The 14,422-nt window shown below is 46.5% G+C and carries 19 protein-coding genes; 4 read left to right on the top strand and 15 right to left on the bottom strand.

Features of this window, described 5'->3' with window-relative positions:
- Positions 1-52: 52 nt before the first annotated feature.
- The 10 genes from cas2 to PGX44_RS12830 form a co-directional block, all read right to left on the bottom strand.
- On the bottom strand, positions 53-400 hold the full coding sequence (gene cas2, locus PGX44_RS12875; RefSeq protein WP_498855685.1) for a CRISPR-associated endonuclease Cas2: 348 nt from the start codon (positions 398-400) through the stop codon (positions 53-55).
- A 65-nt stretch (positions 401-465) separates the two neighbouring features.
- Positions 466-642: a hypothetical protein gene (locus PGX44_RS12870; protein WP_498855684.1), complete on the bottom strand. Its 177-nt coding sequence runs from the start codon at positions 640-642 to the stop codon at positions 466-468.
- Positions 643-1,374: 732 nt separating this feature from the next.
- Positions 1,375-1,851: an ATP-binding protein gene (locus PGX44_RS12865; RefSeq protein ID WP_498855687.1), complete on the bottom strand. Its 477-nt coding sequence runs from the start codon at positions 1,849-1,851 to the stop codon at positions 1,375-1,377.
- Complete coding sequence (gene istA, locus PGX44_RS12860) at positions 1,852-2,703, bottom strand: IS21 family transposase (RefSeq protein WP_498855683.1); 852 nt, start codon at positions 2,701-2,703, stop codon at positions 1,852-1,854.
- 340 nt (positions 2,704-3,043) lie between these two features.
- A complete protein-coding gene (locus tag PGX44_RS12855; protein ID WP_498855682.1) occupies positions 3,044-3,580 on the bottom strand; it encodes an RNA 2'-phosphotransferase in 537 nt (178 codons plus the stop codon).
- A 273-nt stretch (positions 3,581-3,853) separates the two neighbouring features.
- Positions 3,854-4,744, bottom strand: a complete 891-nt coding sequence (locus PGX44_RS12850) for an ISL3 family transposase (protein ID WP_498855681.1) — start codon at positions 4,742-4,744, stop codon at positions 3,854-3,856.
- Between the two features lie 446 nt (positions 4,745-5,190).
- Positions 5,191-6,555 carry an MFS transporter gene (locus tag PGX44_RS12845; protein WP_498855680.1) on the bottom strand — a complete coding sequence of 455 codons (1,365 nt, stop codon included), beginning with the start codon at positions 6,553-6,555 and terminating at the stop codon, positions 5,191-5,193.
- Entirely contained in the window at positions 6,536-7,141 is a 606-nt protein-coding gene (locus PGX44_RS12840) for a TetR/AcrR family transcriptional regulator (RefSeq protein WP_498855679.1), read from the bottom strand. The genes PGX44_RS12845 and PGX44_RS12840 overlap by 20 nt, the downstream gene beginning before the upstream one ends.
- Before the next feature lie 293 nt (positions 7,142-7,434).
- On the bottom strand, positions 7,435-7,554 hold the full coding sequence (locus PGX44_RS12835; protein ID WP_498855678.1) for a winged helix-turn-helix transcriptional regulator: 120 nt from the start codon (positions 7,552-7,554) through the stop codon (positions 7,435-7,437).
- 2 nt (positions 7,555-7,556) lie between these two features.
- A complete protein-coding gene (locus PGX44_RS12830) occupies positions 7,557-8,093 on the bottom strand; it encodes an RNA 2'-phosphotransferase (protein ID WP_498855677.1) in 537 nt (178 codons plus the stop codon).
- 209 nt (positions 8,094-8,302) lie between these two features.
- On the opposite strand from PGX44_RS12830, the gene PGX44_RS12825 reads away from it, so the two are divergent.
- The 4 genes from PGX44_RS12825 (at position 8,303) to PGX44_RS12810 (ending at position 9,850) form a co-directional block, all read left to right on the top strand.
- Positions 8,303-8,479: a hypothetical protein gene (locus tag PGX44_RS12825; protein ID WP_498855676.1), complete on the top strand. Its 177-nt coding sequence runs from the start codon at positions 8,303-8,305 to the stop codon at positions 8,477-8,479.
- Between the two features lie 2 nt (positions 8,480-8,481).
- The gene (locus PGX44_RS12820; protein ID WP_498855675.1) at positions 8,482-8,631 is read left to right on the top strand and encodes a hypothetical protein; all 150 of its coding nucleotides are present in this window, start codon (positions 8,482-8,484) and stop codon (positions 8,629-8,631) included.
- A gap of 401 nt (positions 8,632-9,032) precedes the next feature.
- Positions 9,033-9,488 (top strand): hypothetical protein, encoded by a 456-nt coding sequence (locus PGX44_RS12815; protein ID WP_498855674.1) that lies wholly within the window; start codon positions 9,033-9,035, stop codon positions 9,486-9,488.
- A 14-nt stretch (positions 9,489-9,502) separates the two neighbouring features.
- Positions 9,503-9,850, top strand: coding sequence for a hypothetical protein (locus PGX44_RS12810; RefSeq protein WP_498855673.1), 348 nt, complete (start codon positions 9,503-9,505; stop codon positions 9,848-9,850).
- 51 nt (positions 9,851-9,901) lie between these two features.
- Here PGX44_RS12810 and PGX44_RS12805 read toward each other — a convergent pair whose 3' ends face one another.
- The 5 genes from PGX44_RS12805 to PGX44_RS12785 all read right to left on the bottom strand — a co-directional run bounded on the left by PGX44_RS12805 (position 9,902) and on the right by PGX44_RS12785 (position 14,317).
- The gene (locus tag PGX44_RS12805; RefSeq protein WP_498855686.1) at positions 9,902-11,077 is read right to left on the bottom strand and encodes an iron-containing alcohol dehydrogenase; all 1,176 of its coding nucleotides are present in this window, start codon (positions 11,075-11,077) and stop codon (positions 9,902-9,904) included.
- Positions 11,078-11,185: 108 nt separating this feature from the next.
- The gene (locus PGX44_RS12800; protein WP_498855672.1) at positions 11,186-12,091 is read right to left on the bottom strand and encodes a LysR family transcriptional regulator; all 906 of its coding nucleotides are present in this window, start codon (positions 12,089-12,091) and stop codon (positions 11,186-11,188) included.
- Between the two features lie 294 nt (positions 12,092-12,385).
- On the bottom strand, positions 12,386-12,925 hold the full coding sequence (locus tag PGX44_RS12795; RefSeq protein WP_498855671.1) for a methylated-DNA--[protein]-cysteine S-methyltransferase: 540 nt from the start codon (positions 12,923-12,925) through the stop codon (positions 12,386-12,388).
- Positions 12,926-13,127: 202 nt separating this feature from the next.
- Positions 13,128-13,676: a bifunctional transcriptional activator/DNA repair enzyme AdaA gene (locus tag PGX44_RS12790; RefSeq protein WP_186501758.1), complete on the bottom strand. Its 549-nt coding sequence runs from the start codon at positions 13,674-13,676 to the stop codon at positions 13,128-13,130.
- Positions 13,673-14,317 (bottom strand): DNA-3-methyladenine glycosylase family protein, encoded by a 645-nt coding sequence (locus PGX44_RS12785; RefSeq protein WP_498855670.1) that lies wholly within the window; start codon positions 14,315-14,317, stop codon positions 13,673-13,675. The genes PGX44_RS12790 and PGX44_RS12785 overlap by 4 nt, the downstream gene beginning before the upstream one ends.
- Between the last annotated feature and the right edge of the window lie 105 nt (positions 14,318-14,422).

Below are 14,422 nucleotides of genomic sequence, written 5' to 3'. Positions count from 1 at the left end.
CTATATCATGCACTCTTAAAATTTTCAGTACTGGTCTGAATTCACAGGCCCATTATATAACACAATCCTCTTCTTTTCGTTCTCCCAGTCCCCACGTATAGACATTAATGATCGAGTCTAAGATGTAGATGCGCAAGGAATCTGTACTAGGATCAATAATGCGCTGGCTTTCTTCTATGAGTCTTGTATATTTTTTACGTCCTAAGAGTGCCTCGAAAGCAGATTTCTGGACGCGTACGCTAAAGTTGTTTTGGCATTCTTCGCGAAATTCCTTGCACCATTTGATAATACTGGATTTGGATATTCCATATTCTTCCATGATGCTTTTCATGGATTGGCCTTCTTCAATCCGAAGGCGAACAATCTGCTTTTTAAACATTTCATCGTAACGTTGTGGCATGATAAATAACCTCCTATGTTATTATAGTTTATCAGTCACTGGTGTTACAACTTCAGTTTATCATTTCACTTGCGGCCGAGGTGTGAATCCAGCTCACCATTGAGCATCGCCTCAAAGATAGGCGCAAATACCTGCTTTACAGCGTCCTGAACATCCTGTGCATCATTCATCTCGTAGTTCTCAAGTATAAGCTCTGCAATCTGTTGACCCGGGGTTTTAGAAGTATCCTTGTTTCCTTTCATGAATTACCACCCTTGAATGTATTTACCCCAGTATGGGCATACAATAAATTTGTACAAGAGATTACTTACACAAAATATTTTACACTCCCAAAAGAGGCCACAAAAATTGAACTAACACCAAATACGATAGAATAGCAAAACGGAGCTATCCCTTTCGTTAGGAGATAGCTCCGTTTTGCATTTGCAATCCACACACCCGTGTTGGGCGCAACCAGTTCTACTGGTTCCAGTAAGTATTCAAATACTATTTCAATCCACGCACCCGCAAGGGATGCGACTGCCTCCAATCAGACGGGGTTATCAACCATTTCCTTAACCTGTTTCCGCGAACCCCCATACTAATCTCTTATTTTTTCCTCATTTCAAAGTATCGAATGTTTCTGAGCCTCATTCAATATGTAGTGCGAGAGGTCTACAAATTTTCCGTATGACTGTACTTCGTACTTATTTTTGTTTTTACAACATACGTTCGCTTTTTAATATTATATCATAACGAAATTATTTTGTATACATATTTTATTATCAACAAGGATGTACGAAAAAAATAGGCTCGGGAGTTTGACACTTCCTCATTAACTATGTAATCAAAAATCCACTTATTAAGCCATGGATGGCTTATTTTTTGTCAAATTTTTCATCTTTTTATTAAGTTGTCAAGGCCGGGTTCAATTTGACCCATTTGGCCGGTTAAAAGTGACCCAATAAAACGGTAAATTCACTGCTTCTCCAGCCTTAGGGCAGGAAGTCCTTAAGGCCGGTTTTCCCAAGGCCGGGCTGGGGAACGGCCGGGTTCAAGCCTGCACGCAGACGATCTTTCAAACGGTAGCTCTCACCTCTACTATTTATCACATGAGCAGGGTACAGCAATTGGTCCAGGATAGCCGTTGCAATCACTGAATCACTCATGAGTTCACCCCAGTCACTGAAATACTTGTTACTGGTCATCATTATGGTGCCCCGCTCATAGCGGGCGCAGACAATCTGAAACAGCAATTCTGCCTGCTGCGGGACATAATACTCCTTCACTTCAGAGAGCGGGATATCTGCCACAGGAAGGTTGTCTACGAATACCTGCACATGGTTCTGGTACAGCCGGACCTGGGCTTTCCTGCCGCTGTAGTGCCAATCTACACTATAGAGATGGCCATCGAAACTGACGAATCCATCTTTGGAGATCCGCCGGTCTTCCCAGCGGTAACGGTTGCACAGCTACTGGGCCGGAAGCGGGTTCAGCTGTTCGGCAGCCAATTCCTGCAGCGGAATTTTCCCCGTTGTCCCATGCTTCTTGCCGTTCACGTGCTGGCACCATTGAAGGGCCTGGCGGTTCAGATCGTACAGGTCGGTGAAGCGTCTTCCCGGCAGGAAATTCTCTTTCAGATACCGGACAGACCGTTCCACCTTCCCTTTTGTCTGAGGCCGACGTACCCTGCAGGTGGAAGGATTGAAGCCCATATCAGCGCAGAAACTTTCGAAGGCTGGGAGGAAGATTGTCTTCCCGGCCTCGTGCTTCAGGACAACCGTCTTCATGTTGTCCGTCAGTACGACATCAGGGACTCCGCCGAAATATTCAAAAGCGTTCAGGATGCAGCGTTCCAGGCTTTTGAGGTCACAGCGTTTTGTGAATTCCACGTATCGGAGCTGGGAGTAGCCCAGTGTCATGACGAAAGCCGGAACTTTGTGTAACTCACCATCTGTGCCCAAATATTGGCAGATTCCCCAGTCCATCTGCGCCTGTCTGCCGGGCTCGGTTTCATAGCGTGGCACAGCCGGGATGGTCTTTGGGGGACGAAAAGCATGTACATAATCCTTGATGCTGGTTTTCCCACCGGAGTAGCCCATCTGCTGCAAGGTCTCCAGGATGACGACACAGTTGAATATACCATCGTGCATCATCTGGTTAACTTGTGGCTTGAAGGAATCCAGGATGGAACCTCTCTTATGAGTCGGTTTTGGCAGAGCATTTGTCTGCATATACTTCTTGGCCGTGTTCTTGGAAATATGCTGCTCTTTGCCGATGGCATATGCGCCCTTGCCTTTGCTTGCACTATCACGTATTATCATAATAAGCCCACTTCCTATCATTTTGGACTACCTCCTAACAAGTTTGTTCGCTTATTATTATGGTAATCCATTTTGGTATGAGGTGGGTCATTTTTTCCCGGCCATCTAGGTCAATTATAGTCCAGCCTTAACAACAGCGTAACGTGCGAATATGCGCATTACGCCGTTGTGTTTTGTTGCTTTCGGTTTCTATCGATCGCCTCAGGAAAAGCCTGCCTATTAGCTTTTTTCTTGTTGTTCCTTTGTCCATTCGCGGATGGCACTTAGGGATGAACCAGTTTCAGGCCTGTTTCTGTGAGGGAGTATTCGACGTGGGGCGGGATTTCGTTGCAGCTCACAGTTACTTTATTTTTTTCAAAAATTGGGCAGGTACGCGTTTGGTCAGCCACACGCCGTTGACGGACTGGTAGAACTGATAGCCGGCTTTTTGCATGTCTCCGGCAGCGACGGTGTAAACAACGGGTTTACCGTGGCGGGAGCCGACTTTTACGGCCGTATCATAGTCGGCGGACAAATGGACATACAGACTCGATTTCGGAATCAGACCCTGCGCATCGATGGAGGATACATACTTTTTGCCAGTGCCGTGCCACAGGATATCCGGAGGCATTTTCTCCTCCAGCTCCACATCCACGGGAATGGAATGCCCTTGATTAGCGCGGATGAGCGTGTGGTCCTCGTTGAAGGAATAGCGCATCTTACTATCTGTGCGCACGATCTCCTCCAGCCTATCCCGGTCAAAGGCCTGCTGCTTGGCAATGCCTGCAACCAGCTCATCCACATTGGCCCAGCCATGCTCATCCAGCGTAATGCCGATGGTCTCCGGCTTATGGCGAAGAATCAAGGCAATAAACTTGCTGGTTTCGTTTTTTGTCATTTCTCTCACTTCATTTCCGAAAGGATCGGACAAAGACATATCACTAATTCTTCTCCAACGGTCATAACGACGTGATTACCGGATTATTCAGGAAATCATATACCCGTTTGACTTCACTGGGTTTCCTCGTGTCCAGCATTTGCGGGTGTCCCAGGTCACGTGTTGCAATTTTCTTCATGTCTTCTTCACTCAGTAAAAAAGTGGCTCTTTGTCAAAAGTTGGGGAAACCCAGTAAAACATCCACCACTGTAGGACGCAAGCATTTCTTGCGTCCTATTTTTTTGGTCGCATGAACTGCAAAAATAGGATCCTTTTTCGGAAACGTTTGAAATTTACAAACCCGAAGCCGACTCGCTTCAGTACCTTTATCTTGTTATTCATTCCTTCTGTGAAGCCGTTTGAATACGGGCTTGAAAGCCCAGCTATAATTTCTGAGCGCCATTTTGTAAAGGTATCTACTACCGAGTTAAAGCTTTTCACGCCACTGTCTTTCACCAGTTCGAGCCACTTTGACAGGAATTCCCTGACGGATTCCGGCTCTTCCATGGCCAATACTTTAAGAAAGCTTTCCTTTAATCCGTAAGCACGTTGCAACTCTGAAGATTCTTTTAATATATCGCGTAATCGCAGGGCTTCCTCTTGGGTCAGTTTCATGCCGCGCTTGTTTAACAGGTGTTTGTTACGCTTTAATGGGATCCTCTTTTTCTTTAACTCGGTCTGAATCTCCTTGCGAACGCGCTCCATGGCCCAGATAACAAGCCGCAGAATATGAAAGCGATCGCCAATAATCTGGGCATTCGGAAATACGTCTCTGACAACCTTGCGAAACTGGGGACAGAGATCCATCACTACAAAGCGTACCTTATTTCGGACCTTTCGGGAAAACTTCATAAAGTACTGTGTTAATACTGTCGTATCTTTTTTAGAGATAATGTCCAGCACTTCATGTGTTTTCGGATTATTGATGGCTACCTGATACCGCTGTCCCCATGTATTTCCCCGGAACTCGTCGATAGAGAGCACTTCTGGCAGCGTCGCAGGCTGAAAGGTGAGTGGAACTTGATCAAACCAGCGAATCACAGTAGAAACAGAAATATGTGCCTCTCTGGCAATGGGGACATTGATAGCGTCTTTTGTGGATATGAGCAACAACCGCGGCAGCATTCCACTCCCCTACCAGCACGTTTTGATCATAATATCCCTTGCTGTATACTTTTTTATGGTGGCAGAACAGGCAGGCAACAGAAGCAGGTTTAAATTCAGCGTATACATGCAACACGCCGTCTACTTTTTCAACCGATTTGATAGAATCCTTCCCAATTTAAGTCTTTTTCAATAAAATAATACGTGGACATATCTGTTTCTCCTTTCGGTTCTTCGTGGTGGTTGAATTGAAGTAAAATGGCTATGTCCATTTTATATCAAAAATGGGGACTCGTGGAAGAGATTGTCCACGAGTCCCCAACTTTTATTATAGAACCTTTTTTGTTGTCTCTGATGGATGCTGCTATTCTTGTCCCCTTCCTGCACCTGAAAGACCAATCTAAGAAACGGGCTGCACACAGCTGCCAGCATAGCTTTTTCTTTGCGTGCAGGGTATATCAATTTCTTTACTTTATTTCCAGGTGCCTGGGTGGTGTCACGAGGGCCAGGATGATGCCTAGGGCTGCAATGGCGGTCATGGCACAGAACGTGACGTGCATGCCTTGCATATCCAGTGTACTGCTGGTTGAGGCGGTCACGGAAATCTGGACGAGGACGGCTGTAAAAAGGGCGCCCGTCATTTGCCGCAGGGAATTCAAGATGGCAAATGCATGGGGCTTATCTTCCAGGGTCACACCTTCGACAGCCAAGGTCGTACAGGAGGTGATGAGAAAGGCCAGGCCTATGCTGCGGACTGCGTAGAAAAGTGTCACGAGCCATGCAGACGTAACGGCTGAGAAAAAGACGAAGCCCAGGCAGCCCAGGCTCAATATCACCATGCCTATGATGCAGACGCGCCGGGCGCCTATACTGTCTGATAGTTTCCCGCTGAGGGGGCTCAAAAAGGCGATCAGGAGCGCTCCTGGCAGGAGGATGAGGCCGGACAACGTAGCTGAATGGCCGCCGATGGTCTGGATGTAAAGGGGCACGAGGACCGTACCGGACATCATCAATATGTAGGAAAGGCCGAGGAGCAGCGTTCCTGCCGAAACGGAGCGGATTTTCAAAAGGCCGATCTTGAGGAGCGGCGATTCCCGATGGGTCTGACGGATGCAAAAGAGAGCCAGGGCAAGAATCCCCAGGAGGAGCAAGGCTGTAAAGCGGACCAGTCCCCCCTGACCGTCCAGCTGACCAATGCCCAGCATGAAGGCCGTAAAGCCGACGGCATAGAGTTCTAAGGAAATGGCGTCCAGGGACGACGAATGCCGTTTGCCGACGTTGTGGATGGCAAAGAAGCCGGCGGCGACCATGCTCCCGGAAAGGGCGAGTAGGAACAAAAAGATGCTCCGCCAGCCAAAAGTATCTGTCAATACACCGGCTAGCGTAGGGCCCAGCGCTGGCGCAAAGCCGACGATGATCCCTGTCAGTGCCATGGCCCGGCCCTGCATTTCCTTGGGAAAGAGATATAAAAGGACAATCTGCAGCAAGGGAATCGTGATTCCGGCACCACAGGCCTGGATGATGCGGGCAATGAGGAGTACGGAAAAATCCGGTGCCAAAAAGGCAGCGACGCAGCCGGCAAAAAATAACATCAGGGAACCGATTTCCAGTTGCCGCACGGTAAATTGGAAAAAGAGCCAGGCGCTGACGGCGGTGATGATGCCCAGGACGAGGATGTAGCTCGTCGTCAGCCATTGGCCGATGAAGGCGTTGACCTGAAGATCAGCCATGATGGCCGGCAAGGCAGATGTGAGCATATTCTGACTCAGGGAGCCGCAAAAGCCGCCGATCATCATGACCAGAATCATGAGTTTATCCCTGGTATGCAGCATGACCGGTCCCCTCCCCTCTTTTTTCCAGGTCGTGCAGCAGGCACAAGAAATAGTCTAAGGCAGCGGCAAAGCTCTCGTCTGTCGTATATTGGCGATGGGCCAGGTAACCGGCCTGGGACAGGCTGAAAAAACCATGGAGGAAGCTGCGGATCATACGCTCTACGTGAATCCGGTCGGCTTGGCTAAGATGATATTGGTCCAAGATCTGTAGCAAAGGCGCTACGCTTTGTTCGCCCAAGGCATCGGCAGCGTCCGTCCCCAGGGATGGCAGCCGCAGGAGAACCTGATAGAGCCGGGGTTCGCGTCGGGAAAATCGCAGCTGTGCCTTGGCAAAAGCCGCTAAGGCTGCATCCCCTGTCAGGCCATCCACGGCGGTTGCAATCTCCTCGGCCAGCAGTCCTTGTACCTGTGCCGCTACAGCCAGCCAAATTTCCTGTAAATCGGCGTAATGATTATATAAGGACGGCGCCTTTACGTGAAGCCGGTCAGCCAAGGTCCGCAAACGCAGCCCCTCCGGCCCCTCTTCCCGGATGACTTGCAAGGCTGCTTCCATAATTGCAGCCTCAGAAATACCTTTTCGTGCCATACGTTATCTACCTCTTTTTTTATAAACTAACACTGTTAGTTTATCTCTGGAGAAAGGAAATGTCAAATGAGACAGATAGCAAAACGAGACCTGATGCAGTACGTTGTCTGATCAGGTCTCGAGTGTGGGTATGTGGAAATATGGCCTTTCACGTTGTGAATCAATAACCGGTGGCAAAATTACACGATTTCTATCATTCCATAGAGCCAGGACAGTTCTTTCCAGATTTGCCCAATATAGGCATGCTATCTTAGTCGCTATCTTGGTCGGTCAGAAACAGAAAAGCGACTAAGTTATTTCTTTTCTTGTTGTTCCTTTGTCCAAGCACGGATGGCGCTTAATGATTGGATCAGTTTCAGGCCTGTTTCTGTGAGGGAGTATTCGACGTGGGGTGGGATTTCGTTGCAACTCACAGTTACTTTATTTTTTTCAAAAACTGGGCAGGCACGCGTTTGGTCAGCCACACGCCGTTGACGGACTGGTAGAACTGATAGCCGGCTTTTTGCATGTCTCCGGCAGCGACGGTGTAAACAACGGGTTTACCGTGGCGGGAGCCAACTTTTACGGCCGTATCATAGTCTGCGGACAAATGGACATACAGCCTCGATTTCGGAATCAGGCCCTGCGCATGGATGGAGGATACATACTTTTCGCCAGTGCCGTGCCACAGGATATCCGGAGGCGTTTTCTCCTCCAGCTCCACATCCACGGGGATCGAATGTCCTTGATTGGCCCGGATGAGCGTGTGGTCCTCGTTGAAGGAATAGCGCATCTTACTATCTGTGCGCACGATCTCCTCCAGCCTATCCCGGTCAAAGGCCTGCTGCTTGGCAATGCCTGCAACCAGCTCATCCACATTGGCCCAGCCATGCTCATCCAGCGTAATGCCGATGGTCTCCGGCTTATGGCGAAGAATCAAAGCAATAAACTTGCTGGTTTCGTTTTTTGTCATTTCAAACACCTGATTTCCTGTATTGAGTATTTTTATTGTATCATATACACTGTTCATAGCAATCCCGTTGCGCGTGGCAGGAAGGTATAATCATATGGCTTGAAAAAGGTAATAACGTTGGAAATCCCAGTGGTCTCGCACATATTGTCGATAAACACGGATCGCAATTTAACACCATTGGCATTGAGACTGAAGCCATAGCTGATTTTGTGATGACTGCAGTGTCTAAAGGTACAATTGTAGGTTATCAAGGAAAATCTACCACCCGCCCTATTTACGAAGTTAAATATGATGGTGTAATTCACCAAGTTGCGGTGACCATCGGATCGAACGGATATATCGTTGGTGCAAATCCTAAAAAGACTAAAAAGAATGGAGGAAACTAAAAATGATTACAAAAGTTGTAGCTAAACTAGAATATGGATGCTATCCTATTTGGCTGTATGACGAAGAAGGTTTTGTGGAAGATACACTGCTTCCTGAAGAGTTACGCAGTGACACCGAACTTGACTTCAGGTTTGATGATTTGCAAGCCTGATATAATTCCCTCTTCATTAACAATGAGCATGAATTCTCGTATGTCGGCTTTAAGTCTCAGCACGAAAAGGACTTGTTTATCCACGATTGGGGTGAAGCTATCGAAGAATTACGGAAAAAGTTAGATGAAAAGTACGAATTTTCTGATCAGACGGCAGATATCCTTTCCCTTACTGTTGCGGACAGTAAAATTTGACTCATCACTTTTTTGTGGGACGGGAATTGCTGAGACAAAAAAATTGAAAAAAAGGTATTGAAAAAGAGCACGGGATGCTCCATTCTAGTTATAACGACAAAACCAGGAAGGATAAATCCACGTGCTCTCTTCAATAATTATATCAGATTTATTTATAGAACGGACGGTACAGAAAAGGCAGCATGATTGTTCAGGAGGCATTTTAGATGATAGGCTACGACAACATTATCCCTTATGTGGGAACAGAAAATATCAAGTTATACCAAACAGTTGACGAAATCCAGTCTGTTTTGAAGGAGAACGATGTTATTTATCGCGAAGAAGTCTGGGGCTCTGAATACGAAACAGTCCCCAATCCCTGGACCGTGCTGGTTATTGATGGTATTCTAAGCATCTTTTTTGCCAAAAACAATAAGCTATTCAAGTTGGTATTCTGGGAAGGGTATCAAGGGACCTTGCCGAATGGAGTAAAAACCGGAATGACCATCGAGGCTGCACAGGCTCTGGACCCTTCGCTTGCTTATGATGACTGGAATGAGGACTATCAATCGCAAAACGGCTACTGGCTGGAAGACGATCCGGAAAATGGGAAAGTTATGTCCATCAGTATTTTCATCCGAGAGATCTTGGATGAAGAGACATTTGATCAATGTAAGTGGTAAAGGATGATGAAAAAATGACCTTATCAGAATTTTCACGCTACTACGTCATACACGATGCGACGATTCTTGATTTAGACGTTGACTCCGAAAATTGCATAGTCAAAATGCTTCTCGAAATTCCTTTCTGGATGCAGCCGGACTATGTAGACGGTGCTCCTGAGCTGACTCAGTTGCTGCTTATTTTCAAGGAGGCAACCAAATACGAAACTGACTGCCCTAATCCTGTCAGTGAAACTATTGAGGTCCTTGGGGTAAAAGCATCAGACTCTGCTTTGTCCTTTTCCCTATACGATAACGAGACCGTAGAATCATTTGAGCTGCGCATTACCGCTTCCTCTGTTGCCGCATCGTATGTAGGATAGACACCAAAAAGCGAAGGCTTTCCTTTTGTGGAGAGTCTTCGCGTCTCTGCTTTATAGGCACATTTCAAAAATCTTTTCAATATCGCTTTGCTTTAGAGGCTTGAAGCCTGGGAGTGTTCCGTTGTTGCAGGCTTTTTTTGCCATGGTTTGGAAATGGGTCCGATCGATGCCGATTTCTGTGAAGGTGCGTTTCAGCCCTAGTGTGTCATAGAGGAAGGTGGAAACGGCTTTTATGCTCTGACGGGCGATTTCCATCGGGTCCAGGGACGAATCGATGCCGAATACGTTTACGCCGAATTGTACATACTTGGAAACGGTCGTTTCGTCGAGACAGTATTCCATCCAGCGTGGCGTGAGGATTGCCAGTCCCAGGCCGTGGGTAATATCGTAGAACGCGGAGAGTTCGTGTTCCATGGGATGACAGCTCCAGGCCTGTTGCTTGCCGCCGGTGATGAATCCGTTTATGGCCCAGGAGGAGGCCCACATCAGATTGGCTCTGGCTTCGTAGTTATCCGGCTGGGCCATCGCCATGGGCGCATACTTGATGACGGTTTTTATCAGGCCTTCCATGATGCAGTCCAGCATGTAAAGGTCCGTTTCCAGATTGAAATACTGTTCCATGACATGGCTCAGGATATCTGCTGAGCCACAGGCGGTCTGGTATTTGCTGACAGTATAGGTCACGCTGGGATCCAGGAAGGATACCTTTGGCAACAGTGTCGGTGATACGATGCGTCCCAGTTTTTCGTGTGTTTCCGGATTGGTAATCACACCGCCGCCATCCATTTCCGATCCGGTGGCAGCCAGCGTCAGGACGTCCAGCACGGGGAGTGCTTTTTCTACTGGAGCCAGCCTGCTGCGGTCAAGGAAATCCCACGGGTCATGGTCTACGCAGGCGCCTGCGGCCATCCACTTGGTAGCATCCAGGGTAGAACCGCCGCCTACAGCCAAGAGTACATCAATTTCCTTTTCCTTGCAGATTTTGGCACCTGCTCTTACGGTATCAATGCGGGGATTCGGTTCGATACCGGATAGTTCAAACAGCTCTAATCCTGCCTGCTTGATTTCCGCCACGATCGTATCATAGAGTCCGCTCTGCTTGATGGACCCGCCGCCATATGTCATGAGGACACGCGTTCCGTATTTCTTCAATTCTTCACCCAAATGGCCAAGCTGATTCTGACCAAAATGTACCTTGACCGGGATATTATGAACAAAACTATGCATCACATTCAGCCTCCGTTTTTCTTTTAGCAGCTATTTGTTCTGCCAATATTATAAAAGAAGCGATACTCTCACAGAAGTATCGCTTCTTTTTGCACTAGTAACTTTTAGTTAGCACTTCTCAGTTTCTTTGACAACGTGGCTGACGGCGTCTAAAAACCGGCTGACTATTTTTGACGGCGTTGGCGAATGGAGAATCCCAAACGGTATGGTATAGTCCCATTCTACGGGCAAGACGCGCATCAGGGGGTGGATGTCTTGCCAGGGATCGATGGTCAGCATCAGGCAGTTTTCGTTTTCACACTGATTATAGGCATCCACGCCGTAGAAATGAAATGTTTCAAGCTGAATTTGTGGATACCTGTCTTGTATGTCGTGGCGCAGCAAATCGAAGCTGCTATTCCAGCCGCTGTGAATCACCATCAGTTTTTCCCCATACAAATCGTGTATTTTGAGGGATTCTTTTTCAGCCAGTCTATGCCGCATAGGTACGGTGATTCTAATCGTTTCCCTTGCCAGAAGCGTTGCCGCGCAGGCACGTTCGTCCAGGTAGGCTTGGTCAAATACACCTACGACAAGGTCTATGTCCTGGCCGAAGTTTTTCTGAATTTCTTTTGCGTTTTCCGGCGTATTTTCAAAGGATACCAGTTTGAACTTTGCCTCTGGCAGATACGCGTGTATCCGTGGCCACAAATCTACCAGAAAGGTTCCCGGCGTCATGAGCGAGGTACCAATGCGAATCAGGTTTTCTCCGCTTTGTGCCGCCTCTTTTGCACGGGCCACGGAGCCTTTGAAGTATTGCAGCATATACTTTGCATCTTTGTAGAAGGACTCTCCGGCTTCCGTAAGCACTAGTCCTCTATGGGTCCGGATGAACAGGGTGAGGTCCAGTTCGGATTCCAACGCATTGATCTGCTTGATGACGGCAGGCGCAGAGATATACAATTCCTCGGCAGCTTTGTTGAAGCTGCCTGCCTCTGCTACGCTGATAAAGGTTTCCAGCTGCAGATGATACATGGCAATCACATCCTCGCTTTACTAATAATATTTATGATTAGCTTCCTGTCCCACTTTTGGACTGCCTGGGTCCTGTCTCCAAGGGAATAATCATGCTCTTTTAGTCATAACAGTTTGTGCGTCCCGACGGTTGTTCGGATACACAGAGGTGAACTATTCACCACCTAACGCTGCAGTCGTTTGAGATAGTGAGTAGTTCACTCAGATAATCAGTATACTCAGCTTTAGACATATGGCAGGGAGTTAATTTCTTCGCCTGCGTTCTAAACAACGTTTTTACATCTTTTTAGTTATTCATAAAGCAGTGCCTTTCTTTGGAATAGTAAACTTGCTCATATCATTCCGTTCAAGATTAAGGAGTGCTATTTTATTAGAAAGGCCTCCGCCGTAGCCGGTTAGGGAATGATTACTGCCGACTACTCTGTGACAAGGAATAATAATGCAAATTGGATTCCAGCCCACTGCACCGCCTACAGCTCTTGATGACATCTGCGCAATTCCATGCTTTTTGGCAATAGTGGCCGCAATCTCTCCGTATGTCGTTGTTTCCCCATAGGGTATTGCCAGCATACATTGTATAACTTCTCTGCGGAAATCCGTCAAATTATTAAGCTTGTACTCAGGTATAAAGTTCGGGATTTTTCCAGCAAAATAAAGGTCTAACCATTTTATGGTATCCTCAAAAACATAAAGGCGCCGTTCTTCGCAATCTGTCACGTGTTTGGCGGCATCTTTTGATCCTTCGAACCACAAGCCGGTGAGATATTCACCATCACTGTTCATAATCATATTGGAAAATCCATCTGGGGTTTTATATATCCATTTATAGGTCATTGTCTGCCTCTTTTCGTCCGAACTACATACCCATGTAGTCATATAATCTCATACTTTCAAAACGTTCTCCTAAGTATTTTTTTTAAGCCGGACATCATGGGTTTTAGCATAGAAGCTAAAGCAAAATATCCTTGCATTTCTTCTTTTGCCGGCTTCACCTCATCCAATGCTTTTGCTTACATTTGATTTTCCTGTTCTAATTCTAAATAGGATGGCTTTTTCGAAACTCAGACGGTGTAATTCCCATTTCTTTTTCAAAGAACCGATAAAATGCTGACAGGCTTCCAAAACCAACTGAATAAGCAATATCAATTATCTTCATATCCGTCTTTATCAAAAATTGTTTCGCTTTATCTAAGCGTAGCTTATCCGCATAAGTCTTTGGTGTCATGCCGTATTCATCCTTAAAAATATCCGCAATTCTGCGCTCTGTTACACCAAAACCATTCACTTCTTCACTCAGCTTTGCTTGTTCACGGTATAGCGTTTCTATTTTTCGTTTTACATGCTCCGCTATTTGCTTCATTGGCTGATAGTCAATCAGATCACTACGACATCTCTTACATGGGCGAAAACCCGCTTGTCTTGCCTGCTCAGAGTTTTCAAAGAAACAAATATTTTCTCTTTTAGGAGGTCTTGATTTGCAAGAAGGTCTGCAGTAAATGCCCGTCGTTTTTACAGCATAAAAGAAAATTCCATCATATTCTGCATCGTTACGCAAAACCGCCTGCCACATTTCTTCTTCCGTCATGATTTTTTCCTCTTTGGTGCCGGATCAGTCAACTCCGGGATTGCACCACCAGCGATGGCCCACAAATACAGACTTGCAACCGTTCCATACGGTGAATATCTTTTGCGGTATCGAATAAATTTTTCTTTATCGATTTCTCTGTGCCGATACAACATTCTCATCCCACGTATAATCGCCAGATCACCGTAGCTGACCACATCTGGTCGTTGCATACAAAATGTCATAATCATTTCTGCTGTCCAGACACCGATTCCCTTTAGAGAAGACAGTTCCCTGATAACCTGTTCATCCGTCATTTCCTCTAATGCTTCAATATTAAAGGAGCCATTCTGAACTTTACCAGCAAAATCCAAAATATAATCTGCCTTTTTATATGTCATTCCAACCGACTGCAATTCATCCCTGTTAAGAGACAAAATACCGGCTGCATCCACTTTGTTCAGTTTTGCGGAAAGTCGTTTCCATATCGTTTTCTGGGCCGCAGTCGAAATCTGCTGTCCGATGATATGGTGCACAACAGAGGAAAATAAATCAACGTCTGTCTCACGATACACATGGCCGATTCTATCCATGGCCGATGCCAGCTTCTTATCCCGGGATTTCAAGTATTCTATTTCTTTTTCACCATAACTAAAATACAAATTTATCACCCCATCTAAAAATTATAGCAAAAGTATGCGACGGATTCTGGGTGTGTCAAGAGTTTTGTGTAAATCGATTCAATAAGCAACATCGTATTGCTGCAT

This window comes from Caecibacter sp. AF58-12pH5A, assembly GCF_027681725.1.
GTDB classification, from domain to species: domain Bacteria; phylum Bacillota; class Negativicutes; order Veillonellales; family Megasphaeraceae; genus Megasphaera; species Megasphaera hominis.
Note: the sequence above shows the minus strand (reverse complement) of the source record. Positions and strands in the feature narration are given on the sequence as shown.